This is a genomic window from Parabacteroides distasonis ATCC 8503 (genome assembly GCF_000012845.1).
GTDB lineage: Bacteria > Bacteroidota > Bacteroidia > Bacteroidales > Tannerellaceae > Parabacteroides > Parabacteroides distasonis.
In genome coordinates, this window is the sequence record NC_009615.1 from 2,731,627 (window position 1) to 2,757,730 (window position 26,104).

The window sequence follows — 26,104 nt, forward strand, 5'->3', positions numbered from 1 at the left end:
TTAGAAATTAAGATTTATACCAAATGTAAATATTCTCGGAGTCGGGTAATAATTGGTACCCGAATCAAACGTATTTCTTTCCGGATCATATCCTTCATACCCTTTTTTCCACATAATCGTAAACAGGTTCTGGGCATTCGCATATACATACAACCGTTGCATTTTTAGCTTTGAGGTAATCCATTCAGGGAACGCATAACCTAATTGTAAGTTCTTCAATTTCAAGAAATCGATACGATGTACCCAAAATGAGGAGTCATACGTGTCCCATGAAGAGTCAAACCGAAGCATCGGTATATTTGAGTCCGGATTCTCTGGGCTCCACGCATCCCGCCATTTATCAGAAATAGTCAGCCATTCGTATTGCATACGGGTCATGCCGCTCTTCGTAAACGCATTCGCCTGTCCCAAACCTTGGAATAAGATATTTAAGTCAAACCCTTTATAGCGTAAGCCGGCAGTAAGTCCATACGTAATTTTAGGAATCGTATTACCAAGTACTTGTTTATCTTGATAGTCTAATTTTCCATCATTATTAACATCCTCGTATTTCAGATTTCCCATTTCCGGCTTAAGCCCATTGCTATGCATATGTTGAGCGGCTTCTTCGTCCGATTGATAGATGCCAACCGCTTTATAGCCATACAAAGCCTTATACGGATATCCCTCACGAATCAAATAAAGCTGGTCCGGAGAGTTTCCACCTTGAAATTTCGTTACTTTATTATCGATATACGTAAAGTTTAGTCCTACGTTAAATCCAAGGCGATCTCTGCTCGTCTCAAGATTATCATAATTCACGACTAACTCAAAACCATTATTTTTCATCTCGCCCACATTCTCAAACGGTGCGGTCTTATCCCCTAATACGTTTGGTATTGGCAATTGAACGATAATATCGGTTGTTTTTTTATTGAAGTAATCAGCTTCTATATTCAACTTATTACCTAAGAAGCCCAAATCCACGCCAATATCCAAGGAAGAGGTAGTTTCCCAAGTAATATCCTCATCCACCAAAGCGGTTACGGCAGCACCCGGAGCCAATGAGCCTCCATAATTATAACTCAAGTCATAATTTTGGGAGATCACTGTTAAATAAGGCCAATATCCTTCAATGGTTTGATTGCCTAATTGTCCCCACGACGCACGTAGTTTCAAATTAGAAAACAGATTCAGGTTCTTAATAAACGCCTCTTCACTCAAACGCCATCCTGCAGAGAAGCCCGGAAAAACACCCCAGCGATTTCCCCGTTTAAAACGAGAGGAGGCATCGGCACGGAGATTCATCTCAAATAAATATTTATCCGCAAAGGCATAATTCAATCGACCAAAATAAGATGCCATGCGTAGACCTTCAAAATTTCCCTCTCCCTTGATACCTTCCGTTCCCGCATCCACTTGGGTTAATCCTTCTTTGGGTGGGTTGGTTCTTCGGGCAAATACGTTCTTTATACTGTAATTCTCCAATTGGGTACCAAGGATAGCGGCAACATAATGCTTATCCGCAAATCGCTTGCTATAGTTTAATGTCGCTTGGAAATTATTACGCATAGTCGATACTTGCTCTCTACTCAACACAATACCATCACGATTGTAATTTTTCGGTATCGTCTCTATGCCAGAATCCGTATATCCATAAAGGGTCTCATTATATTTATCAACCATTTTCCAATTGCCATTAGAGGCCCATGTTACTTGTAAGTTCAAGTCTTTCGTAAAATCTACGGTAGCGAAAGCATTTACAGCCATATAATCCTTGGATGTTTTAGTCGCCCCGTTCGAAGCGTCTATAACCGGCTGATAAGTCGTATACAATAAAGTACCATCATCCTTAATCGCTTCTACCGAACCGAAACGGCCATCCCGGGTATATGGAGCGATGAAAGGAGCCGCACCTTGTTGCTGTTCGAATACACGGAACAAATCAAAAGGCTCTTGGGAATTCCTACGAGTATAATTCAAACGAGCGCCAACTCTCAACCATGAATTCACTTTATACTCCACATTTGCCCGGATACCGAACCGCTCCGCCTTAGAGTTCATCAAAATACCTTCCTGACTCAAATAGTTCAAAGACAAGAAGGAAGATAGTTTCTCCGATCCACCGCGAATGGATAAATTATGCCCTGTTATTAAAGCATTCCGATAAAGAGAGTCATACCAATCCGTATTCGGGTATTTATAAGTATCTGTTCCATTAGCGAAATTAGAGATCAATGTTTCCGAGAAAAGAGGGTTCTCTCCCCCATTCACCAAAGCTTGATTCGCCATAGTCATATGCTCGGCGCTATTCGTCACTAAATCAAAATGACGTCCGATCTGCTGCATTCCGACGTAAGAGTTCAACTCTACTTGGGTTTTCTCATTATTCTTTCCCATCTTCGTCGTAACCAAAACGACACCGTTAGCGGCCTTTGATCCGTAAATAGCCGCACTAGCCGCATCCTTCAAGACTGTGATACTTTCGATGTCACTCGGATTTACTTGGCTGAATACCCCTTCTACTCCGTCAATAATCACCAACGGGTCCGAATTATTCAATGTACCCCAGCCACGAATTCTCAATTGCGCTCCATCATCTCCCGGCTTACCCGAATTCTGGCTGATCCACACGCCGGAAACCTTTCCGGAAAGTGCTTGAGAAGCATCAGTGATCGGACGGTTCGCCAATTCCTCATCAAATTTGACTGAAGAAACAGAACCCGTCAAATTCACCTTCTTCTGGGTTCCATAACCAACAACCACAACCTCTTCCAAAGCCTGTGTATCCTCCCTTAAACGTACATTCAATGAAGTCTGTCCCGCAATAGCGACAGTTGTTGGCATAAAGCCGATATAAGAAAATTGAAGTGTCGCATTATCCGATACCTCCAAAATAAATTTACCATCAAAGTCTGTTATCGTACCATTTGTAGTACCTTTCTCCACAACATTCGCTCCAATGATAGGTTCCCCTTTTGAATCGACAACAACACCCGTTATTTTTTTGGCTTGCTGGGTGACCGCATTCGCTAGAGGTTTTTCAAATAAGTAGATCTTTCCATTTTTAACTTCATAACTTAATGACGTGCCCTCCGTTATTTTATCCAATACATTTGTCAATTCTGCATTCGTAAAATTAACGCTCACTCTCCGATTCAAATCTACGATTTGTTTGCTATACGCAACACTCAACCCGGTTTGGTGGGTGATGGTAGCTAAAACTTTCTCCACTTTCGCATTGTCCAGCACAATAGAAACCCGCTGAGCCGAGGCGGTAGCCGTGAAACTCAGCAAGGATATGACTAAAAATAGAAAGGTTAACTTCATGGCATTCGGTATTTTCTCAATTAATATTAAAAGGCACCTACGCCGAGGGCTTTCTTGCTTTTCTTTCATATATTTGTATTGATTTTAATAGTTGGTATTAGAAATTTATTTTTAATACGACCGGCAGCCGAAAAGGGTAGGAGCTTTTCGGCTGTTCTTATGTTATCTATTTATGAGGAATCCATACGCATATCTATTTTAAGGTTAACACTCTGTTTCCTGCTCTCCTATCAAATAGACACACGACAAATCTAAAAGGATGAGTCGTTATAGCTAATTTTTTTATTTTTTCATCCGGACTTCTATCTTGCCCCCTTTTTCCTCGAATAGTACAGGCGTGATTTTTTCCAATTCTTTTAATACCGTGGTCAAATTGACGCTATCAGTCGTTATCGTATACGTATATCGCAAAGCGGCAGAATCCTTCACGTCAAAGGATATATCATAAGTTCGAGCCAATGTTTTCATTACGTCCGATAAAGGGGCGCTCTTAAATACGAGCACATTACGTCTCCATGCCGAATACATCTTGACATCGTGGGAACGGAGTACCTCACAACGTCCGGAAGCCTTGTTATAAACCGCTTTTTCTCCCGGGCGTAATTGATAAGATTTGAAGGATCTTGATTTCAACTCGATAGATCCTGTCTCTAAAGCGACGAATATAGCTTCTTCCTCCGGATAGGCTTTCACATCAAAGGTAGTACCCAACACTTTTATATCCATATAAGAAAGATCCACGATAAAAGGCCGATTCTTGTTCTTGGCGACCTCGAACCAAGCCTCTCCTTCCAAATAAACCTTACGTTCGGAGAGACCGAATTTTTTCGGATAACGAATACGGCTTCCCGAATTCAAATGGACCTTACTCCCATCTTGAAAAAGCACTTGCATGCGTTCCCCATTAGGTACGTACACCTCGTCATAGCCATCATCCGCCAACAAATCCACTTGTGAGTTTATGCGTATGAAAAGTCCTATAATTAAAGCGATCGGTATAAAGACCGCAGCCGCATACGCTATAAAACGGCGTATTTTTTGTCGGCGGAGTTGCCGCATAATATTCTGATACATTACGGCTGAGGGTATCGGATGGTCGATCCATGCCTCTTCCTCCCCCATATGAATCGTTTTCTCATCCTGATCGATACGCTCAGCAAGCCATGCCTGTCCTTCCGGGGTCTTAAACCAACGAACAACCTCACAAGACTCCTCGGAAGTAGCCTCATTATTTAGCGTTTTCTCTATGATCGATAGATCGGGTATTTTCATATTCATTTTCTTTTATCAATTGACACGCAAAGCCATCAATAGGATGAGTTCCACAAATATAAAAGAAATAAAAATAGTCTCTCGAAATGTGCCCGCAGTATTTTTATCGCTTGCGCATAATGTGTTTTTACCGTGGGGACCGAGATATTCATCTTATCGGCGATTTCTTGATTAGATAGATTCCCTTTCAGCTTATACAGACAGACTTGGCGTTTCTGCTCCGGCAAATGATCGATCGCTTGGTAAAAATGAGACATCATATCTTGTTCCTCTATCTTTATAAGCAGTTCATCCTCATATTCCGGCGCTGATTGTACGATCTCATAATTTTTCTCTACGGCGCTATTATTATTCCGGATCTCATTTAATACGTGATTCTTTAGCATTGTATAGAGATAGTTCCTTAAATTCACGTTCACCATCAGTAGGGAACGTGCCTCCCACAATTTCAGAAAAACTTGCTGTACGGCATCTTCCGAAGAATATGTACTTTTCAAATATTTATAGGCCAACACATACAATAATTTATGATACCGCTCATAAATAACAGTAAACGCATCCTCGCTCCCCTGCCTCAATGAGGTGAGCAGATCTTCATCGCTCCGTATGGATTTCTGAAAAAAAGACATTCGAGGAGACTATATAATATACGATTCGCTATTTAACAGACGTTCCGCTTCCTCCTTCATGGCATCCGGCACCTGTGTAACCGCACCTTCACTGATCGATCGGATAAATTCCGGATACTCTTTACGGTAAACATCCAACATCCGGTTCGCAAAAACAAACATCATCGTATATTGGATATTCGCCAGCCGATCACACATTTTTATAAAAGAAGCGAATTTAGTCTGCCGTATTCCTTGATAATACAGGTCATTCGCCCGTTCTCCCCGGTTTCGTCCTTTTTCATTCGTTAAGGCGTATACGATTTCCGGAACTTGGTCTTCCAAGTGCTGTCTCACGCCTTCTGGCAAGACAAAGCCTCCCCCCTTGAACTCTTTCAGGAATTTCACGACATCATTATAGGTCATCCGTGCATCTTCTATCGTATCATGCAGAAAAGCAGAGGCATACAAAATCAGTATATCCGCCTCGGTCTCAGCTACCAGATATCCGTAGCGAGAGACATACGATACCGTCATTTTCAGATGAAATCCATAAGGCAACACATGATCATATTTCTGATTCACATCATCATGTATACGAAAAGCAGCCTTCTCCATACTGCAGATCCAAGGATAATAACGCTTTACTAGAGCGATAAATGATTGTTTTTCCATTCTTTCGATACTAAAGATTAATCTTTACGCATGGCAATAATACACAGTTCCGAAACCGCTGTTTCCGAAACGGCGGTTTCTACAATGCGAAGATATATAAATAATCGAATTAAATCACTCTATATCAAATTATTTAATACGGACTCCCACACGTGCAAGTGAAACATACCGTTTCCTTTCTTTATTATGGATATAATTATTATATTTGCAATAAAATGTATTTATATTATGGAGACAATCGCAATGATGAATCCTTTTGTCGTGGGTAGATATGTATCAGACAAATATTTTTGTGACCGTGAGGGAGAGACAAGCTTCTTGATTAAACAGATTGAGAACGGACGTAATGTCGCATTGATTTCTCCACGCCGTTTGGGTAAGACCGGATTGATCCAACATCTTTTTCATCAAGAATCGATAGAAAAAAATTATCATGCGTTCTTTGTGGATATTTATGCCACTACTTCATTAACAGAGTTCGTATATCTATTAGGAAAAGCCATCTATGACGAATTGAAGCCAAAGAAAACGGTTTGGACGGAACGGTTCTTTCAAATCATAACCTCATTGCGTGCGGGTTTTAAACTGGATATGGTAACCGGAGAACCTTGTTTTGATATTGGGCTAGGAGACATTCAAGCACCACAAACAACACTTGATGAGATCTTCGCTTATCTAGAGACCGCAGATAAACCATGTATCGTGGCGATCGATGAGTTCCAACAAATTGGCGGCTATGAGGAGAAAAATGTAGAAGCGTTGTTGCGAACCAAGATTCAACAATGCAAGCAGACTATGTTTATCTTCTCCGGCAGTAAACGCCATTTGATGAGTAATATGTTTAATTCCTCTTCCAAGCCTTTTTATCAAAGCGCTATTAGTATAGGACTTGAGCCAATACCCATTCATATCTATGTGGAGTTCGCCAACCGGCTTTTTGAGCAAAGGGGAAAGCTTATCGACAAATCCGTAATAGAAGAAGTTTATCGGATGTTCGATGGCTATACTTGGTTTGTGCAAATGATAATGAACGAACTTTTCGCATTGACCGAAGAAGGTGAGCGTTGTGGTATGGATAAGATAGAAATAGCCCGCAAGAATGTGATTCTAACACAAGAAAGTAGTTACAAGGATCTACTTGCCAATCTTGCTCCCAAACAAAAACTTGTTTTACAAGCTATCGCCAAAGAGGGCAGAGCAGAAGGTCTCACGTCATCAGCATTTATCAAAAAATACAAGCTACCCTCAGCCAGTTCTGTACAATCTGCGGTCAAACCTCTGTTGAAAAATGATTTGATAACACAGGAAGATGGCTTTTATAGGGTATATGACTACTTTTTCGCGGATTGGATGGCTAGAATATATTGACTCTCTTGTATGTAAATGTCAGAAAATAAGCAAATCTTAGTAGGCACTATCCGTTACTGAAGTAAATAATTTACGACTTGAAATGTAAATTCCTTATGCGGTGAAAATGAATTATTTAGACAACATACTTAATCGCTTGCAAAAGGCTTCTCAAGTGATTAGTTATTCACTTCCCAAGCCGTTAACTAGCGGCTAGGTATAGCCGTTAGTTATTCACTCGACAAGCCGTTAGTTATTCACTTCAGAAGCCTATTACACCCTGCAAAACAGATAAAATTAGGGAGAAAAGAAGAGTAACCATCAAATAATATCCAGCCGTTCTCTCAGTTGTTTAAAATAGCGATGCGAGGCGATCCTCTCCTCCTCTTGGAAGGGGGGATAGAACTCGCATCGTAAGGTCTTATTCTCGATGAACATCAAATAAGTCAAGTTCACAATGCAATCTTGGCTTATTTGAACAAACGTATTATTGATAGACAACAAATCTTTCGCTGTCGTGCTCATTTTTAGTTTATGAGTAGTACGGGAAGTCAAGACAATCTGCCAGCAACGTTGGTCTCCCAAGAACTGAAACAGGAATATCTCCTCACAACGGACTAGTAAAAGACCCGAGACGGTTTGGATCGCAAATCGACTATCCCGATTCAATATTTTCCGCAAAGATCTCTCCATGCAGGCAACATCCGCAGGTTCTGTCGTATGAAAACGTTCGATGAGTGCCGCTAACTCATCAATTAAATAAGGTTTTAACAAATAATCAAACGCAGAGGCACGTAGGGCATCCAATATATATTTATCGTATACCGTATAGAAAACGACTCTCAAGTTCGGAAGAATATCATCCCGTATATCATCCAGCAAATCAAAGCCAGACATGTCCGGAAGTTCCACATCCAAAAACACCAAATCCGGTTGATACTTAAGGATATGCCTCTTGCCCAATTCCGCCGTTGTCGCTGTATCCAATATCCTTATTTCCGAGAAGGCCAATAGATCGTTTTGCAATTTTTGAATCGATCCAAGGTCATCATCTATGATTATTACTGTTATTTCCGGTTCCATACACGCTTCCATTTTCCAACAAAGTAAAATATTTATTGTTAAGATAAAAAATTAACGACTTACCATAAATAGTGCTTTTTACGTATAAGTTGCAATATTTACGTTTATCCTATCGTTTTTCATGCTTATCTGTCATTTTTTATTTTATGATCTTGGTTAATTACCATTGATTGATAAACCCTATCTTTGCAAATACAGTTATAAAATAGAAACAATATATTTATGTCTCGAAAAATAAATCTTATTATATTCCTCTGTTTCATTTTATGCGAGGTATATGCCCAATACGTACCCGATGTATTGGGAGATGGTTATTTACGCCGTACCTTCCAGATGCCGGATGATTATGAGGGGAAGGTAGTTTGCACACTGGTCAAGAAACCTCAACTGGATAGCGTAAAACAGGCCGTGCTGTATATCCATGGCTATAATGACTATTTTTTCCAGAAACAATTAGGGGATAGCGTAAACGCTCACGGATATAATTTCTATGCGATGGACTTGCGGAAATACGGACGTTCGATATTACCCAATCAAAACCCGTTCTTTTGCAAGAGCCTAAAAGAGTATTTCGCTGATATCGATACCGCTTTAGCCACCATCCGGTCCGAAGGTAATGAACGGATATTATTAATGGCGCATTCTACGGGCGGGTTGATCACACCTTATTATTTGAATAGCAAGAAAGGGGAGTTACCGATAGACGGGCTTATCTTGAACAGCCCTTTTCTAGATTGGAATTTCGGATGGTTTATGGAGAAAGTCGTACTGCCAACCGTTGCGTTTGTCGGGAGGCTATTTCCGAATCTTACCGTACAAGGTTTGGGTGATCCGAATTACGCTTATAGCCTGCTTAAGCAGTATAAAGGAGAATGGGAATTTGATACGAACTGGAAAATGATATTCGGGCATCCGAAAAAAGCCGGATGGATCAAAGCCATACAAGAAGCGCAACAGACGGTACAAAAAGGGCTAAAACTGGATTGTCCGATACTAGTGATGTCTTCCAACAAATCTTTTCCGGAGACAGAGACATGGCATGAGGAATACATGACCTCCGACATCGTCTTGGATGTTCAAGACATTCAAAAATACGGGGAGAAACTAGGAGACAAAGTCACGAGAGATACCATTCCAAACGGCATCCACGATCTGATCCTATCTCAAAAGCCCTATCGGAACGATGCCTATCAAACTATATTCGAGTGGTTAAAGAAACAATAATGGTTGCACCAAACATATAAATCCTTACCTTTGCGCCCAGACAAAACATTTATATATACATGAAATCAGTGCGATCAATTTTTATAGGTCTGACTTGTCTGGGGATGGCAACGGCTAGTTTCGCTCAAGAAGAAGAGACAACTCCGGAAGCGACTACCTACAAGGCCGAAATATTCGGATCGGTAGCTAGTGGCGACAATGCCCCTTTCTGGATGGTTAGCAATCGATACGGAATTGTTCCTTTGGAAGCGAATAACGGATATTTGAATGCGGGAGTATTCCATAATCAAACTTTTGGCAAAGGTTTTCGCTGGGGAGCCGGATTAGACGTAGTGGCCGCAGTTCCTCGTCATCGCAATTTCTTTATCCAACAAATATATGCCGAGTTAGGTTACAAATGCTTGCTATTGAGTGTAGGAAGCAAGGAACGCTATAATTCACTTTGGGATCGTTGGCTTAGCTCGGGCGATATCGTGCAATCCGCCAATGCCCGCCCGATTCCGGAAGTGAACATCAGCATTCCGGAATTTACCGTCGTTCCTTTAACTAAAGGCTGGATGCAAGTCAAAGGAGACTTTGCCGTCGGTCGTTCTTTCGACAAGGATTATCTGGCTAACTTCACAAACAATAAGCAGACTTATGTAGATAACGTTTTATGGCATCATAAATCATTATTTGTACAGATTAAGGATACACGCAATGACTTCCCGTTATCCGGTGTAATCGGAGTACAGCATTGGGCACAATGGGGAGGAACCTCAACCAATCCTAAGATCGGAAAGCAGCCTCAATCCATCAAGGACCTTATCCGGGTTATTTGCGGCAGCGAAGGGGGTGGCGACGCAACAGTCTCCGATCAAATCAACGTACTGGGTAATCATTATGGCTCTTACGATTTCAAATTGGCTTTTACACAACCTAACTGGCAAGTATCCGCCTATTACCAACATTTCTTCGAGGATAAATCCGGTATGATATTCGTAAACAATACCGACGGATTATGGGGAGGACAATTGGATTTACCAAAATTCCCGTGGTTGCGTAAGGTGGTCGTGGAGTATCTGGTTACAAGAGACCAAAGCGGACAGTTCCACTTCATCGATTTTGATCACGACCTACATCCCGGCGTAGGTGGCGGTGGTGATGATTATTATAACAACGGAGAATACACTACCGGAGCCTCTTATTTTAACCGGGCGATAGGTTCTCCTCTGATCCCAAGTCCGGAGTATAACGAGAACGGTTCATTAGGATTCAAGAACAACCGTGTTCGTGACTGGCATTTCGGTGCGGAAGGCGCTATCTCCTCACAAGTATCTTATCGGGTATTAGTCACCGTGATGAATAGTTGGGGTAGACATGCCACCCCTTTCCTTAGCAAGAAAAGAGGAGCTTCCGGACTTTTAGATATCTCTTATCAACATCCCCGTTTATCGGGATGGGAATTTACAGGGTCTTTGGCAGCTGATGCCGGTTCCATGTTCGGCGATAACTTCGGATTCAGCCTGAAAGTAGCGAAACGTGGCATCTTGAAAAGCTGGAAATAATAACCTAAATTATTTATATTCTTCCCACAAGGCAGATGCTATGATTTCTTGAGTCTGATCAGCGAACGCTTGCATTCCTTTGTGGGAAGTGTCTATATTCTCGGTAGAAACCGCCGGATGGATCACCATCTCCATCCGATGACGATGGACATTCAACGACCCGATCGGCAAGACATCAAACGGCCCGTTTAAGGTGATCGGAATAATAGGCAAATGCTGATCTAGCGCCATTTGATAAGCCCCTTTCTTGAAACGGATCATTTTCCCGGTATACGTACGCGAACCTTCCGGGAAAACAACCACGGAAGCCCCGTTCCGAAGACAACGCTCCGCCTCCAAAACACTACGAGCGGCAGCCTTCGGCGTAGAATTATCGACAAAGATAAAACCGGCGGCACGGCAAGCGGCCCCGACAAATGGAATTTTAGCGATACCCGCCTTCATCACCCACTTAATGGGAACGCCTAAGAAACCATATATCAAGAAAATATCAAACGCACCTTGATGATTTGCTACGAAAACATACGATTGTTTCCGGTCTATATGCTCACGCCCTTTTACCGTCACCGGACAAAGCGCCAGATAGCAAGTCAATCGAGACCAGATCATACCCGGATAATAAGCGAAGATTTTCTCTCCCCCCAATAGACAACCGATGATAACCGTCACAGCCGTAAGTATAGTCAGTACCAGAAATACAGGTACAAAAAACAGCCACAAATAAACTATGTAAAGTATTCTTCCCATACGTAACTATATTATAACACAAATATAGAAGCTAATTTCAATCGTTTCATTATTTTTCTCCGAAAATATTTTCACGATCGGGTTATTATTGCTTTATTTGCGGTAGAAAAGAAAATAATTATAAAATATCTATAACCATGAATGAGTTAATTAAAAATCTAGGAGTGATCGTACTCATTATTGGTGCGGCAGTTTTGGCTGTACCGTTTTTCACCGGTGGTATGACAAATAGTATTCTACTTACAGGTCTGGGATTGGTTCTCCTTGGCTATTTTGGTCATATCGTAATCAACAAACGAGTAGAATAATACACGCTACTTAGATTTAAAAGGAAATGAAAAAGGATGTGCCTCATTGTTACGCACATCCTTTTTTTGAATCATCATGCAAATTGAGAGATATGCCCAAATCGTTATTGAGTTCCCCATTCCTTGTTTGGTTTATCGCCAAGCCATAATTCCAAAAGGCCACCTTGCTCAAATACGGTATGCGGCAATTGATATTTATGATACATCTCTCCGTTCAAAGAAGCTTTCTGGATATAACAATTCTCTGGGGAGTTATCATGTACTTTAATCTTAAACTCGTTCCCTTTATAATACCGAGAATCCAATCGAATCGTAATCTCATTGAAAACAGGGCTTGTAATATCATACATCGGATTATAGGCAGAGCCTCCATCCAAACTGAATAATCCCATAGCCATCAGTGCACTTATTCCAGCCATCTGTCCTTGATCTTCATCATTTTCGCCGTAGCCCCGCTCTGGCGTAATATCACCATAGGTCTGTTTAGCGACCTGACGCACCCAATATTGAGTCAGCCAAGGCTTTCCTACATGTGAGAAAACGTGCGCATTCGAGCAACCGGGTTGATTGGCATAACTAACATAACTAGACAGGAATCTTGCATTTTTCGACATCTCAAACACATAATTCAATTGAGTAGCTAAGCTGTCATTACCTCCCATCAAACGAGCCAATGTTTCAATGTCATGAGATAATCCAAAAGTAGCCTGCCAAGCATTGGCTTGTACAAACCCACGCTCGGACAAAGGATCCAAATGGACCCACTCTCCTGTTTCTTTTCTAGGCATCATCAACCTCAAATCCGGATGCCAAGACGCAGGCCAGCCCAAGGAACGATTTCTATAATAATTATAATCCTTGAGTTTTCCCATAGCTTTCGCCATTTCTCCCAAAGCCCAATCCTCAAAGGCCCATTGAATAGTCAAGCCAGCCTCTTCTGGGCAATATCCATGTTTAATATAGAACTCCAACTCTTTATCCATATCAAAGGCAAGCATACCACCTTTCTCATGATTCCTTTTCATAGCCGCATATCCCTCCTTGGGCAACCATTTATGAAACACCCCCCGCTGATAAGCGGAAGTAATCAAGGAGGTAGCCGGACAGCCCGTCATAATATAAGTATAAGACCCTATGGACGGCCCACGAGGTAATAGACCTCCATTCTTGTCATATTCGATAAAAGAAGCGGAAAACTCGTCTAAAACAGAAGGATACGCCAGTCCCCACAACGTGTTTAAATTCCACTGTGTCAACCATAGAGCATCTGAATTATACATATGAAACCTTGATTTTCCTGTTTTATCTTTAGGCAAAGTCCGTACTTGGAATTTAGGAGCAATCGTATGTATCCTTGTTTGTTTTCCAATACGTTCTCCTCCGGACAAATAATCCGGATACTCGCCATTGCTATCATCTATCTTATGACGCCCCAACAATACGTGCCACAAATCGGTATAAAACTTGGTCTTTTGCTGAAAAGAACCACCTTGCACATCAATTTTTCCCAACCACTCATTCCAAATACGCTCGGACGCACTCTTAACTTGATCAAAATCCCAATGTTGACATTCCCGCTCTATATTCTCACGGGCATTTTCCTCACTCACATAAGAGATAGCGGTCTTCAACAATAGCTCATCACCAGCCTTAAAAGATCCAAAACAAGCTTCTACGCCAGAAGAAGGAGATTGTTTAAAAGAAGACTTAGGCACGGTAATTAATTCTGGAGAACCTATCAAACTATTGATATCCGTTTCCTTTCTATCTCCAACCCAACCGTTCAAAGCATCCATAGGTTTATCAAATTGAACAACAAAATAAACTTTAGCCACATCGACACCTCCCCATACACGACCAGCCGTATCAAAATATCCGGAGATCTCTGTATCATTCACCTTTGTCACATGAGCGTTCAACAAAGTAGAAGTAGCTATATGACCTCCCAGATTTACCAAGACCTTCGCCAAACCATCTTGCGTATACGTAAAACGATAAAGTCCTACCCTATCCGTAACCGTCTGTTCTACCCATATTTTATAAGTATCCAAGAACAAACGGTGATAACCAGGTTGGACAATCTCATCATCATGAGAAAAAGAAGAACGCCAAACCTTATCTCCTCTGCAAACATCTACCTCATCTTTCACCGGCATCAAAGACAATCCTGAAATCATCCAATTATGAATTTGAGGGAAGCCTAAAACCTTAGTAGAATTATAATTATAACCTCCTCCTCCTTGATTGATATTGCGGGTTAATGGAGCGGAACTTATCATACCGAAAGGCAAACTTCCGGTCACAAAGAAAAAATATCGACCTTTAGCGGTCTCGACATAAGGATTCACCCAAGAGATATAATCCGGATAAGACTCAGGAGCAGGATACACCTCTATCTCAGACAGCCCTAAATCTTGTCCTTCTCCATCCGTCATTTGAAAACGAATCCATTCCGTCTTCCGAGTATCAAATTCAACCACCCTTGGCGCTCCATCATTGGGAATCAAATTAACCGTTACCGAACTACCGTCACTAAAGAACAAGGTACCCGCAGCACAATGGCTTCGCTCATCCACCCGATCGTATAAAATAACCTTATTCGTATAAATCGCATGATCCCAATCTAATTGTATCCAAGGATACGGATACACCCGACCACGCGCATCCAATTTTGTCTTGGCTACCCATTCTCCCTTTCCGGAAATACGAATCACCTGATCTATCACATACTTACCTTCCTGCTCTTGGCTCAAGGCAGACGAACAGGAAACTTTAGCTTGATAAGCGACATTATGAGGGGTTGCCCATAACTCATAACAGGTAGTCAAACACAATAGATATAAAATAACTCCTAGCTGCTTCATATTTTTTATTACATCGTGAAAAAGCGGTGCATCAAATGGATATTAAACTATTTGACACACCGCCTTTTCTTTCATTTAATTTATCAATAACCCGGATTCTGTTTCATTACTTCCGTACCACAAATATCAATCATAGACTGAGGTATCGGGAAATACTCATGCTTACCTTTTACGAAATGAGCATTTTGCAAGTGGGAACGGAACACTTTCTCTTTGGCGATATAAGCGTTGATAACTTCATCCGCGACACCCCAACGCACCAAATCAAAGAAACGAATTCCCTCATGCGCCATCTCCAAACGTCTCTCCATACGTAACGCTTGCACGGCTTCATTTTTTGATTTAAAAGGCTCATCATAAACCCCTACCTTATAATTAGCAGCATCTTGTGATTGATCCATTGTCTTGACATGCTGAGTATTTTTCGCACGCTCCCTAATCATATTGATATACTTACGCCCAGTCTCTAAATCACCTGTCTCAATAGCAGCCTCAGCTCTCCACAATAACAAATCCGCATAACGAATCACATAGAAATTCAAAGCATTCACATAAGGCCATATCGGCGAATAATAAGTAGAATTCAATGAAACCAAACGCTTCTTCGGGCTATACGGGCCATACACACTAGCCTCTCTAGGAGTCCAATCATACAATTGTACATCCATAAACGGTATATTTGGTCTAGCTAATGTATGATCCAAACGAACATCTACATAGTCATTCTCTGACACATCTTTACCATCATTATAAGGCAAGCCTTTAACATCCGTTTTATAAGCATTTACCAAATTTTGAGTCGGCCGCAAAAAGCCATATACAGGATAAGGACCTCCCGGAGGCAACAAGCGATCGCCATAACTTCCGTTCTCATTATTGGGAGAACCATCATTAATGGACAGCTGGATCGCAAAGATAATCTCCGAGCAATTATCATTTTCAGGCAAGAACACATTCCGGAAATCAGGGAATAGCTCATATTTTCCAGATTGAATCACCTCATCACAAGCTTCCAAACATTCTTTCCACTTGGACTGATATAAATAAACCTTTGCCATATAAGCTCTAGCTGCCATTTTAGTAGGCCGGCCATAATCCGCTTGGCTCTCCGGCAATACTTTATAAGCAGCAGAGAACTCTTCTAAAATCTTCTCCCACAATTGATCGGATGAAAACTCGATATTCGATTTCTTATTGTATTCATTTGGATCCACCAACGTTTCATCGATCCAAGGAATCTGATTATAAATGATTTTTAAGTTGAAATAATAATGCCCCCTCAAAAAGCGCATCTCAGCTAAACGCTGTTCCTTGTTTTTAACCTCACTACCATTCAATAAACGAATCGCTTGGTTACAACGTTTTATTCCCTCATAAAGAGCAGCCCATCGAGCTTCAAAGTCAATCCCTGTGGGATTCGCATTAAAGATCTCCATCAAATGGATTTGGTTCTGGTCACCGGTACCGCCGCCACCTTTATACGCATCGTCAGAGACAACATCCCCGAACTGCCAGTTTGAGCAACCGGAATTAATCGCATCAGAGGCATAATACCCATCCAACACAGCATATGCACCGGTCACGATACCCTCTATATTTTCCTCACTCTCTACCTGTCCGGGCAAGAACTCACCCACAGGCTCCTCAGAAAGGAATGAGTCCGCACAAGAACACATCATCAACGCTGATGCCGCAAAATAAAATATCTTTTTCATTGTATATATCTCTTTTTATGTTAAAGACTAACGTTAACCCCTAAAGTAAATGTTCTTGGTAATGGATACACTCCACGATCCACCCCCATATCCAAATTACGGTTCTCAGAAGAATAACTCTGCAAACCAACCTCCGGATCAATACCTTCATATCCCGTTATGGTAAACAAGTTCTGTCCTTGCAAATAAATATACGTACGTTTCAACTTCAACTTAGATGCTACTTTATCCGGTAGTGTATACCCCACCTTTAAGTTCTTTAAACGGACAAAAGAGGCATTATGGATATAATAGGTAGAAGGACGAATATTATTATTCGGATCATCCAATGTGACACGAGGTATATCCGTATCCGTATTATCCGGACGCCAAGCATCCAAGATCGTAGAATTTTTATTATATTGAGCTTGGTTATAAAACTCACCCAAATAATTCGTCAAATTATAGACCTCATTACCAAATACACCTTGGAAGAAGGCACTAACATCAAAGTTTTTATAATTGAAACCCAACGTCAACCCCATGCTACAATCAGGCAACGGACTTCCCTTGAAATCGCGGTCATCACTATTGATAACGCCATCTCCATTCAAATCCTTGAAGCGAATATCACCCGGTTTCGCATTCGGTTGTAATAACTCACCTCTATCATTCTTATAGTTTTGGATCTCCGCATCGCTTTGGAACAGACCATCAGCCTCATACACGAAGAAGGATCCGATCGGTTGTCCTACCGCTGAACGAGAAGTCTCTTGATCGAAATTACGTCCGTGAAGTTCACTACTGGAAAGACCTATATAATCCACCCCATTCAGTTCGGTCATTTTATTCTTGATAACAGAGAAGTTATATGCGACAGAGAAACCAAAATCCTGATTGATTTGCTTTTGATAATTTATCTCCATCTCAAAACCTTTGTTGTTCATCTTACCTACATTATCCCAAACAGTCATATTTGTTCCCCCGATCGAGGCAGGTAAGGCTCTACGCCACAATAAGTCCTTGGTATCTTTATTAAAATAGTCCAAAGTCAAATTCAAGTCACCATTCAAAAAACCCAAATCCACACCGACATTCGTTTGTGTGGTTGTCTCCCATTTCAAATTAACGTTTCCGTTTCGAGTCTGCACCAATCCTAGATCTACACCACTTTGATTTCCATCAATCGGGTAATTCGAGTTCGTAGAATTACTCTTATATGAGTCAATCGTCGCATACGACGGAACATCCGAGTTTCCATTCTGTCCCCAACCAACGCGTACTTTCAAATTACTAATTGCCTCAACATCAAAAAACGGCTCATTACTAATGCGCCATCCAACTGATGCCGCAGGGAAATTACCCCATTTGTTATTACCTAAACGAGATGAACCATCCCGACGCAAAGTAAACGCCACCAAATACCGATCATGATAATTATAATCGAGCTTACCGAAATAAGAGACCATACTATACTCCGTAGCAGCACCCGAGTTCTTCTGGGTTCCTACATCTCCCGCATCTAAAAAACGGAAGTTAGGATCGTCTGACGGAAAACCGTCTCTTGAAGCTGTAAAATACTCATATCTATTTCTCAAAGACTCCATACCTAATAAGGCATTGATCGTATGGTCGCCAAATGTCTTATTATAAGTCAAGGTATTCGTGAATACCCAGTTAAAATTCCAAGCATTTCGGTTGGATAAACTACTTAATTTCTCCGAGGCATTCAACTCATCATATTTTGGACTGAAAGAACGTCTATACAGATTATTGTAATCAACACCAAAAGAGGTCTTAAACATAAGCCCATCGAACAAATGCAACTCGGCATACAAATTACCTACCAAACGGCTCTTCTTATCTTGATTATCCTTGTTCCTATACAATTTACCCATAGGATTCGGAATATCCGAGAATACATTTCCGGCATACTCATCTTCCAGATTTTTCACGGGCGTGATAGACTGGAATTTATAAGCCTCATACAAAGTTCCTCCCAAGGCGGCATTGTTAGAGACACTAGTTCCCCAAGAATGAGAAAGAGAGATATTTTCTCCTATACGGAAATGATCATCAAACAATTTATACTCGGAATTAAAACGACCACTCACACGCTTAAAATCGCTAAACTTAACCAATCCCTGCTGATCATAGTATCCCAACGAGAATAATTGATTAGATTTTTTATCCGCTTTCGTAAAAGAGAGATTATAAGACTGTACTACGGCCGCACGTAAAATCTCATCGACCCAATCCACGTCATCGGAAGGGATTAAATGATCACTATCCAAATATTCAGGAACAACTGCCTGATCACCATTTCCGTAGATATCATGCGAAGGAGTTTTTCCATCATTTTTCATTGCCTGCCACAACATATCGCCAAACTGTTGCGCATTCAACATCCTCAATTGTTTCGCCGCTTTTTGTACACCAAAGTAAGCATCTAAATTGACATTAAATTCACCCTCTTTTCCTCTTTTTGTATTGATGATAACGACACCATTAGCGGCACGAGCTCCATAGATAGAGGCAGAGGAAGCATCCTTCAACACCTGCATAGATTCGATATCGTTTGGATTCAAGAAATTGATACCACCATCCACAGGAATACCATCAATGATATAAAGCGGATCATTGTTACGGATCGTACTGAAACCGCGAATACGCACCGCAACTCCTCCACCCGGCATATTATCCGGCATCACGTTCACTCCGGAGAGCTTACCCTGCATCATTTGATCTACGCTAGAAACCGGTGTATCTTTCAAGTCATCGATCTTCAAGACCGAAACCGCACCCGTAAGATCTTTTTTACGCGATACACCATAACCTACGACCACAATCTCGTCCAAGTTTTGTGAGTCCTCTTTCAACGAAATGGTCAAATCCGTCTTTGAACCGGGTACCAGCTCTGTAGATAAATAACCAATATAAGAAACAACCAATACAGCATTATTCGGAACTTCCAACGTGAAACGCCCCTCAATATCTGTAATCGTACCGACAGTCGTTCCCTTCACCAATACATTAGCGCCGATTACTGGTTCTTGGTTCGAATCCAACACGACTCCTTGTACCATGCGTCCTTGTTGCTGTGCCAAAGGAATAGACTCTAATTTACGAGATAAGATAATCTGCTTATCTACAATCTTATAATCGACATTCATATTATCGAAAACCCGGGATAAAACCAAATTAATATCCTTATTATTGGCCTCTAAATTGACAATACGACTCACATCCAAAACATGATCCGCATACAAGAATGAATAACCCGTTTCCTCCTCTATCCGATCGATCGCTTGCTCCAACGTAGCGTTTTTCAACGACAAGGAAAGTGTTGTTGTCTGTGAATAAGAGGTACCTGCATATAACTGGAAGGCAGTCAAGAATGTAAATGCCGTACCAAGATTTAAGATACGATTCGATTGAGGTAAATACCGAGTAAGATTCCTCTTACGTAAATGAAATGCACTCATAAGCATGTAGATTTAGTGATTACACAAAATTTATTTTGAAATGATTTTTTATCGTTGATAAACATCTATCCTCTGCCGGACAAACGTGGAATCCGAATGAGAGGAAAGTTGTCGGGCAGACCATTCAATAGGGGCAGTCTGTTTTAGATAATCCAATATTTGCTCCAAGGTCTCATTTGTGAAAGTCGCACGGTATTTATACTCCGCATTCGAGTTCTTATGCAGTACGATCTCCACATTATATCGTTTTTCCAGTCGCTTTAGTACCTTCTCTAAAGGAGTATTTCGAAATACCATCCGCCCCTTTCTCCAATCCATCTTCTCATCCAAATTGACAGCAGAAACACGGAACACACCGCTTTCCTTATTAAGCACGACCTGTTTGTTCGGTTCCAAGCGGATCCGTTCATCGTTCCGGATAACATCGATCTTTCCTTTTTCCAGCACAGCCTCGATAAAAGGTTCATCGTCATAGGCATTCACATTGAACTTCGTTCCATACGCTATTACCCGCAATCCCTCAGAGGTAGACACACTAAAAGGATGTTCCGGATCGGCTTCAACTTCAAAATAGCCCTCACCAAAGAGCTGAACTTTACGTTCTTTCTCATCAAAGACCGATGGATAAACCAAGCGGCTGCCGGCATTCAACCAAACAACAGATTGATCAGGTAACACCAAACGGGTAATTGTACCAGGCATGGAACTAATCTCCGCAAAAACCACAGATGCCCCCGTCTTAACATTCCTACCTGTGGTATAATATAAATAAGAAAAAAATAACGAGGATATGAGCAACGGTACTACAAGAATAGCTGCGGCACGGGTAAAAAACAACGAAAACATCCTCATAGAGGCTTTCCGCTTAGCACGACGTTCCATGCTTTGCCAAGCCTTATGCACATCTATCGCTTGGTATTCTAGCATATCCTCAGACAGAGCTTTAATCTTCTCAATCTGCCGTAATGTACTTTTTTCGTCTCCGCTTTCTCGCATATATGATTGTCTTTTTCTATATAGACACAGTCAAAACAAAAACACGACAGCAAAACGACTTTTTTTATATTTTTCTTCCTCTTGTACCCCACAATAAAGCAAGGAAATCACCTAAGCAGGTATTGCCCAACACGTATATATGTGTGGGCCCTCCTCACCAATTGCACAAAAAGCAAGGATTTTAGCTTGTGAAACAAAGGGGAATATATTCTAAAAATATATACATTTGTCTCATTATGGAAAGAAATCCAACAATGACTGATATCGATTTCCTTTTACGGCAAATCACGACCGAGGATAATAAGCTCTCCTTCCAACGTTTATTTGAGTTATATTATCCGGCTCTTTGCATATATACCAAACGTTTTATCTCTGACCGGGAAACGAGAGAAGATATCGTACAGGAAGTTTTTTCCTCCATCTGGGAAAATCGTAAACGCATCGTAATAAGAACTTCCGCGCGCAATTATCTCATCACAGCTACCAAGAACCACAGTCTCAACTATCTGCAACGCAATCACGAAGAATATGTAGACCAATTCTCTCAAGAGCAAATCCCTATCTATGCGGAAAGTGGCGAGGAGCTTTATACTTGGGAAGAATTACAAACCCTACTTCGAGAGGCACTTGCTAAATTACCTGAAAACTATCGATATGTATTCGAGAAGAATCGCTTTGAGAATAAGAGTTACGGCGAGATCGCGGAGGATATGCAAATATCCATACGGACAGTAGAAAGATATAAAAATAAGGCGATTGAAATATTAAAGACAGAGTTGAAAGACTACTTGCCCCTGTTCATTGGTTGGCTATTTTAACAAAAACTTCCGGAAATACCCACATACCTCCGGAAGTTTCTCGTCCTCAATTTATTGTTGCTCCAACCAAACCTTCACCCCTTCAAGTAAGATCTGGTTCTCATCAGACTTCTGGGTAGAGAGCCGTAGATAAGTCTCATCCAAGCCCCGGAAATTCGAAGCGTCACGGATCAAGATCCCGTAATTATCTAAAAGGAATTGCTTTAAATCAGCGGCTGTACCCTTCTTCAAACGGACAAGGAAGAAAGTCGTAGAGGTCGGGATTACCTCCAAGCCATCCAATTTACTTAATTGATAAATAAAATCCGCTGTCTCACGCTGCCATTTACGGATCGGCAACGTAAATTGCGCCGGATGGATCAAGATATATTTACTTGCCTCGATAGCGATAGCATTTACCGACCAAGGTATGATATACTTGTTCACTTTCTCCGCAATCTCCGGAGAAGCGACCAGATAACCGATACGCAAGCCGGGGATATTATAGGCCTTCGAGATAGACTGGACAAGGATTAAGTTCTTATGCGTTTTCACGTCACTCGGCTTTAGCATGTCTTCCGTCGTAAAAGCCACGTATGCCTGGTCAATAATGAAGGTAGTCTGCGGATTCGCCGAGATCAAACGGAGAAGCTCCGTACGGTGGATCAGCTTTCCATCCGGATTATTCGGATTACAAATCCAACAGAAATCCTGTCCCTCCAAGGATAACTCTGATAAATCGTCCGATGTCGGGAAGAAAGAGATCTCATGCTCATGCAAACGGCAAGCGTCCTCATATTCAGAGAAAGAAGGAATAGCGATCATGGATTTCGCACCTCGCCAAGCTTGCGCTAACAAATAAAAAGCCGTGATCGAGCCATTCGTCACTACAATATTCTCTTCCTTGATCTCATACCGGCGGGCCAACAATCTTTTCAAAGTAGCGGCGTCCGGCTCCGGATAACGAGTCAGCTTATCAAAATGCTCGATCAAATGTTCCTTCAGTTTATCTAAATTAGCTCCGTGCCACACATTCGAGCTAAAGTTTATCTTTACCTCGTTCTTTGCGTTATAAAAATCATCACCGTGTCCGTATAACATATACCTGCTTTTTAATTAATACCTATCTGTTAAAACTGTCACAAAATTACGAATCTTTTTGGCTTTTCCTATCAATCGCCTTATAGATCGCATCCTGTATGCGAGTACGTATATCAAGCGATCCCAGTTTATTATTTGCCCGGCTAGGATTCACCCGGTTACTCAAAAATATATAAATAAGCTGGTTATCCGGATCTACCCAAAAACAAGTACCCGTAAATCCTGTATGTCCATAGACCGAGGCGGGAGCCAAAGCCCCACAAGGCGAGGCTTTCGGATTACCAATCACCGGCTTATCAAAGCCTAACCCTCTACGGCAAGTCGGGCTCTTGCTTTGTGTAAACAAACGGCTGGTTTCCAAAGAAAGATAGCGCTCGCCGCCATAAGTCCCTTGGTTTAGCATCAATTGGAGCACCTTCGCCAAATCATTCGCATTCGAAAATAATCCGGCGTTTCCAGAAACACCCCCTTGAAAAGCGGCTGCCTCATCATGTACATATCCGCGAAGCAATTGGCGGCGGACAAATCCATCTTGTTCCGTAGGTACAATTTGCAAGGTATCCATTCGCTTCAACGGATTATAAGTGGTATGCCAAGCCCCTAACCCGCTGTAGAAATCATCCCGAAGAAGCTGGTCCATCGGAGATTTCATCAGATTTTCCACCATCATTTTCAGCATAATGAAATTCACGCAACTATATACGTACCTACCTCTCGTACCCAAACGGGATTTCTTGATATCTTGAAGGATCGTATCTTTAAAGGAATCACTCACATAGAAATTACGGGCTACCTCAGTCGTAAATCCGGGTTTCCGTGTATCTGATACTATATCCGGAAGATATTTAAAATCATTCCGGACATACGTTTTAGCGTCAAAACGAACCGGGTGCGTGGCGTTCTTCGCCGAACTATATAAACTGCCTTTATAACTATCCTTATCAATAGCATCCAGATAGAAATTAATAGTTGGAGTCACTCCCGATTGATGATATAGTAACTCTTTTATCGATAAATCCTTTTTATTAGACTCTTTCAACTCCGGTATAAAATCGGAGATCTTATTGTTCAAGGTGAATTTCTTCTCATCATACGCTTTCATGACTGCCAATAAAGTCCCCGCCGCCTTCGATGCCGAAGCCAAGTCATAAACTGACGCCTCCGTGACCGGCTGCCTACTTTCGTAATCAAAATAACCAAACGATTTATTATAGATAATCATGCCGTCCTTCGCAACCAACACTTGGCATCCGGGATAAGCCTTCTCATCCAATCCCTCTTTAACGATCGACTCAATTACATCCAAACGGTCCGGATTCGCTCCCACCTCTTCTGGCTGGTGATACCCCAAACGAGTCTTCTCCGTAAAAATACCAGTACCCGCATAATACAATCCCGGAATTGAAACCGGAAGTTTCCCTTTCGCCGCAATACCACCGAATATCACTTGGGCCGCATATTCCTGCGCTAAGGGAGTGCCCTCGTAAGCCAACACGACCGCCTTCGCCTTCTCGATCGACTTCTTATATTCCTTACAAGCATATGGTAAGGTAAAGAAAGTATAGACCAACTCTTTCTTCGCAGCCAACTGCCTCAACGCTAAACTCTCGGGAATGCGAATCGTATGCACGCCACAAATGATCACGTCGTATTTTTGCAATTTATTATAAACCTGTTGGACTTGGGTAGCCGTAGAACGCCGTCCGATACTAAAGCAAGCGATCGAATCATATTCGCCCAGCATTTTCTGGAACTCATTACCAACCCCGTCTCCAATCGAGAGCGCTGCGATCTTTTTCTTATTCAACTGTTTAAGAGGTAAGATCGTATCCTCATTCTTCAAAACAGTAATAGCCTCCGAATTCAACTTCGCCGCCATCCATGCCGCATGCGGAGAGTTCAAACGTTTCGATAAGCCTTTTGTTTCGACCGGCTTATAGGCATTCAATCCAGCGATATATTTGTACCTTAATATTTTCAAGCACTTGGCCTCGATCGCTTCCAGATCCAATACCCCTTCTTCAATAGCCTCTTTCACGGCCGTAAAATCATTGATTGGAGCGGCCGGAGCGAGCAAGATATCATTCCCCGCAAGCAAAGCCTTCACCGAAGGATTATCCGTTTTCTTTGTGGAAGCCCCTTTCATCGCTAAAGCATCCGTAAAGCACAGACCTTGAAAACCGAGTTCTTTCTGTAATAGATCCGTCACTACCGCCTTGGAGAAAGAAGCCGGCTTATGACTTTTATCCAAAGCTGGAACGTAAAGATGTCCCGTCATTATCCCGCCGAACCCATCATATATATAACGTTTAAAAGGAAGAAGTTCCACGCTATCCAAGCGGGCCCGGTTATGGCGCACAACGGGTAATGTCTCGTGCGAGTCCTCGGAAGTATCTCCATGTCCGGGGAAATGTTTGGAGACAGACAAGATGCCCGTATTTTCCAATCCTCTTGCGTAAGCAATACCTTTCTCCGACACAGCCTCCGGATTCTCGCCAAACGAACGCAGGCCGATCACGGGATTATCCACATTGCTATTCACGTCCATATCCGGAGCGAAATTTATATGAATTCCCATTTCCCGGCACTGCCGTCCCACCTCTTTTCCATATTCCTCGATCAAGGCATTGTCCTCGATAGCGCCTAGCATCATGTTTTTCGGGAAACGGGTGGTTCCACTTAATCGCATGGAAAGTCCCCACTCCCCATCCAAAGAGACCAACATCGGAATCCGGGAAGCCTTTTGCAAACGATTGGTCACCTCCGCCTGCGTCACCGGATCCCCTTTATGGAATAAGATGCCCCCGATCTTGATATCGTTCACGTAACGCATAAGCCGTTGCATATTCCGGTTATCGGATTTAGGATTCGCTATAACCATAAATAACTGCCCGATCCGTTCATCATAACTCATAGCGTCAAACACGGAATCAACCCAATGATTCATCTTTTCCTGATCCACCGCACGATAAAGGTTCGGGACTGTTTGCGCCCCACTCGATAAAAGGGAAATACAACACAAAAGCAAGATACCAATCTGTCTCATC

The 26,104-nt window shown here is 41.8% G+C and carries 17 protein-coding genes; 5 read left to right on the forward strand and 12 right to left on the reverse strand.

Going from position 1 to position 26,104, the window contains the following annotated elements; genetic code table 11:
- From BDI_RS11610 to BDI_RS11625, 4 genes are all read right to left on the reverse strand, one after another.
- Complete coding sequence (locus BDI_RS11610; RefSeq protein ID WP_011966819.1) at positions 1-3,378, reverse strand: TonB-dependent receptor; 3,378 nt, start codon at positions 3,376-3,378, stop codon at positions 1-3.
- A gap of 213 nt (positions 3,379-3,591) precedes the next feature.
- Complete coding sequence (locus BDI_RS11615; protein WP_005854084.1) at positions 3,592-4,581, reverse strand: FecR family protein; 990 nt, start codon at positions 4,579-4,581, stop codon at positions 3,592-3,594.
- A gap of 35 nt (positions 4,582-4,616) precedes the next feature.
- The gene (locus tag BDI_RS11620; RefSeq protein WP_005854082.1) at positions 4,617-5,210 is read right to left on the reverse strand and encodes an RNA polymerase sigma factor; all 594 of its coding nucleotides are present in this window, start codon (positions 5,208-5,210) and stop codon (positions 4,617-4,619) included.
- A 9-nt stretch (positions 5,211-5,219) separates the two neighbouring features.
- The gene (locus BDI_RS11625) at positions 5,220-5,864 is read right to left on the reverse strand and encodes an HD domain-containing protein (protein WP_005854080.1); all 645 of its coding nucleotides are present in this window, start codon (positions 5,862-5,864) and stop codon (positions 5,220-5,222) included.
- A 228-nt stretch (positions 5,865-6,092) separates the two neighbouring features.
- Between BDI_RS11625 and BDI_RS11630 the strand changes: the two genes are divergently transcribed.
- Positions 6,093-7,232 carry an AAA family ATPase gene (locus BDI_RS11630; protein ID WP_011966820.1) on the forward strand — a complete coding sequence of 380 codons (1,140 nt, stop codon included), beginning with the start codon at positions 6,093-6,095 and terminating at the stop codon, positions 7,230-7,232.
- A gap of 300 nt (positions 7,233-7,532) precedes the next feature.
- On the opposite strand, the gene BDI_RS11635 is transcribed toward BDI_RS11630, so the two are convergent.
- Positions 7,533-8,294: a LytR/AlgR family response regulator transcription factor gene (locus tag BDI_RS11635; protein ID WP_022191757.1), complete on the reverse strand. Its 762-nt coding sequence runs from the start codon at positions 8,292-8,294 to the stop codon at positions 7,533-7,535.
- Positions 8,295-8,516: 222 nt separating this feature from the next.
- Here BDI_RS11635 and BDI_RS11640 point away from each other — a divergent pair, with 222 nt between their 5' ends.
- Positions 8,517-9,518 (forward strand): alpha/beta hydrolase, encoded by a 1,002-nt coding sequence (locus tag BDI_RS11640; protein WP_011966822.1) that lies wholly within the window; start codon positions 8,517-8,519, stop codon positions 9,516-9,518.
- Between the two features lie 59 nt (positions 9,519-9,577).
- A complete protein-coding gene (locus BDI_RS11645) occupies positions 9,578-11,065 on the forward strand; it encodes a capsule assembly Wzi family protein (RefSeq protein WP_008779955.1) in 1,488 nt (495 codons plus the stop codon).
- A 9-nt stretch (positions 11,066-11,074) separates the two neighbouring features.
- Here the strand turns inward: BDI_RS11645 and BDI_RS11650 are convergent, their stop codons facing one another.
- Positions 11,075-11,812 (reverse strand): lysophospholipid acyltransferase family protein, encoded by a 738-nt coding sequence (locus BDI_RS11650; protein WP_008779954.1) that lies wholly within the window; start codon positions 11,810-11,812, stop codon positions 11,075-11,077.
- Between the two features lie 137 nt (positions 11,813-11,949).
- Between BDI_RS11650 and BDI_RS21060 the strand changes: the two genes are divergently transcribed.
- Entirely contained in the window at positions 11,950-12,120 is a 171-nt protein-coding gene (locus tag BDI_RS21060; protein ID WP_005854067.1) for a hypothetical protein, read from the forward strand.
- A gap of 104 nt (positions 12,121-12,224) precedes the next feature.
- Here the strand turns inward: BDI_RS21060 and BDI_RS11655 are convergent, their stop codons facing one another.
- The 4 genes from BDI_RS11655 to BDI_RS11670 form a co-directional block, all read right to left on the reverse strand.
- Complete coding sequence (locus BDI_RS11655; protein ID WP_011966823.1) at positions 12,225-14,984, reverse strand: GH92 family glycosyl hydrolase; 2,760 nt, start codon at positions 14,982-14,984, stop codon at positions 12,225-12,227.
- Positions 14,985-15,067: 83 nt separating this feature from the next.
- On the reverse strand, positions 15,068-16,699 hold the full coding sequence (locus BDI_RS11660; protein WP_008779952.1) for a RagB/SusD family nutrient uptake outer membrane protein: 1,632 nt from the start codon (positions 16,697-16,699) through the stop codon (positions 15,068-15,070).
- Between the two features lie 20 nt (positions 16,700-16,719).
- On the reverse strand, positions 16,720-20,169 hold the full coding sequence (locus BDI_RS11665) for a TonB-dependent receptor (protein WP_041525583.1): 3,450 nt from the start codon (positions 20,167-20,169) through the stop codon (positions 16,720-16,722).
- Between the two features lie 42 nt (positions 20,170-20,211).
- Positions 20,212-21,159 (reverse strand): FecR family protein, encoded by a 948-nt coding sequence (locus BDI_RS11670; protein ID WP_005854048.1) that lies wholly within the window; start codon positions 21,157-21,159, stop codon positions 20,212-20,214.
- A gap of 236 nt (positions 21,160-21,395) precedes the next feature.
- Here BDI_RS11670 and BDI_RS11675 point away from each other — a divergent pair, with 236 nt between their 5' ends.
- Positions 21,396-21,977 carry an RNA polymerase sigma-70 factor gene (locus tag BDI_RS11675; protein WP_008779950.1) on the forward strand — a complete coding sequence of 194 codons (582 nt, stop codon included), beginning with the start codon at positions 21,396-21,398 and terminating at the stop codon, positions 21,975-21,977.
- Positions 21,978-22,028: 51 nt separating this feature from the next.
- Here the strand turns inward: BDI_RS11675 and BDI_RS11680 are convergent, their stop codons facing one another.
- Together BDI_RS11680 and BDI_RS11685 are read right to left on the reverse strand one after the other, a co-directional pair.
- Positions 22,029-23,057 carry a pyridoxal phosphate-dependent aminotransferase gene (locus tag BDI_RS11680; RefSeq protein ID WP_008779949.1) on the reverse strand — a complete coding sequence of 343 codons (1,029 nt, stop codon included), beginning with the start codon at positions 23,055-23,057 and terminating at the stop codon, positions 22,029-22,031.
- 46 nt (positions 23,058-23,103) lie between these two features.
- Positions 23,104-26,103, reverse strand: coding sequence for a glycoside hydrolase family 3 N-terminal domain-containing protein (locus tag BDI_RS11685; protein WP_011966825.1), 3,000 nt, complete (start codon positions 26,101-26,103; stop codon positions 23,104-23,106).
- Position 26,104 lies beyond the last annotated feature (1 nt).

What these genes read in the sequence shown, in the direction of transcription:
- BDI_RS11610 (WP_011966819.1), bottom strand. Translation starts at nt 3,378, where the DNA reads ATGAAAGAAAAGCAAGAAAGCCCTCGGCGTAGGTGCCTTTTAATATTA.
- BDI_RS11615 (WP_005854084.1), bottom strand. Translation starts at nt 4,581, where the DNA reads ATGAAAATACCCGATCTATCGATCATAGAGAAAACGCTAAATAATGAG.
- BDI_RS11620 (WP_005854082.1), bottom strand. Translation starts at nt 5,210, where the DNA reads ATGTCTTTTTTTCAGAAATCCATACGGAGCGATGAAGATCTGCTCACC.
- BDI_RS11625 (WP_005854080.1), bottom strand. Translation starts at nt 5,864, where the DNA reads ATGGAAAAACAATCATTTATCGCTCTAGTAAAGCGTTATTATCCTTGG.
- BDI_RS11630 (WP_011966820.1), top strand. Translation starts at nt 6,093, where the DNA reads ATGGAGACAATCGCAATGATGAATCCTTTTGTCGTGGGTAGATATGTA.
- BDI_RS11635 (WP_022191757.1), bottom strand. Translation starts at nt 8,294, where the DNA reads ATGGAACCGGAAATAACAGTAATAATCATAGATGATGACCTTGGATCG.
- BDI_RS11640 (WP_011966822.1), top strand. Translation starts at nt 8,517, where the DNA reads ATGTCTCGAAAAATAAATCTTATTATATTCCTCTGTTTCATTTTATGC.
- BDI_RS11645 (WP_008779955.1), top strand. Translation starts at nt 9,578, where the DNA reads ATGAAATCAGTGCGATCAATTTTTATAGGTCTGACTTGTCTGGGGATG.
- BDI_RS11650 (WP_008779954.1), bottom strand. Translation starts at nt 11,812, where the DNA reads ATGGGAAGAATACTTTACATAGTTTATTTGTGGCTGTTTTTTGTACCT.
- BDI_RS21060 (WP_005854067.1), top strand. Translation starts at nt 11,950, where the DNA reads ATGAATGAGTTAATTAAAAATCTAGGAGTGATCGTACTCATTATTGGT.
- BDI_RS11655 (WP_011966823.1), bottom strand. Translation starts at nt 14,984, where the DNA reads ATGAAGCAGCTAGGAGTTATTTTATATCTATTGTGTTTGACTACCTGT.
- BDI_RS11660 (WP_008779952.1), bottom strand. Translation starts at nt 16,699, where the DNA reads ATGAAAAAGATATTTTATTTTGCGGCATCAGCGTTGATGATGTGTTCT.
- BDI_RS11665 (WP_041525583.1), bottom strand. Translation starts at nt 20,169, where the DNA reads ATGCTTATGAGTGCATTTCATTTACGTAAGAGGAATCTTACTCGGTAT.
- BDI_RS11670 (WP_005854048.1), bottom strand. Translation starts at nt 21,159, where the DNA reads ATGCGAGAAAGCGGAGACGAAAAAAGTACATTACGGCAGATTGAGAAG.
- BDI_RS11675 (WP_008779950.1), top strand. Translation starts at nt 21,396, where the DNA reads ATGGAAAGAAATCCAACAATGACTGATATCGATTTCCTTTTACGGCAA.
- BDI_RS11680 (WP_008779949.1), bottom strand. Translation starts at nt 23,057, where the DNA reads ATGTTATACGGACACGGTGATGATTTTTATAACGCAAAGAACGAGGTA.
- BDI_RS11685 (WP_011966825.1), bottom strand. Translation starts at nt 26,103, where the DNA reads ATGAGACAGATTGGTATCTTGCTTTTGTGTTGTATTTCCCTTTTATCG.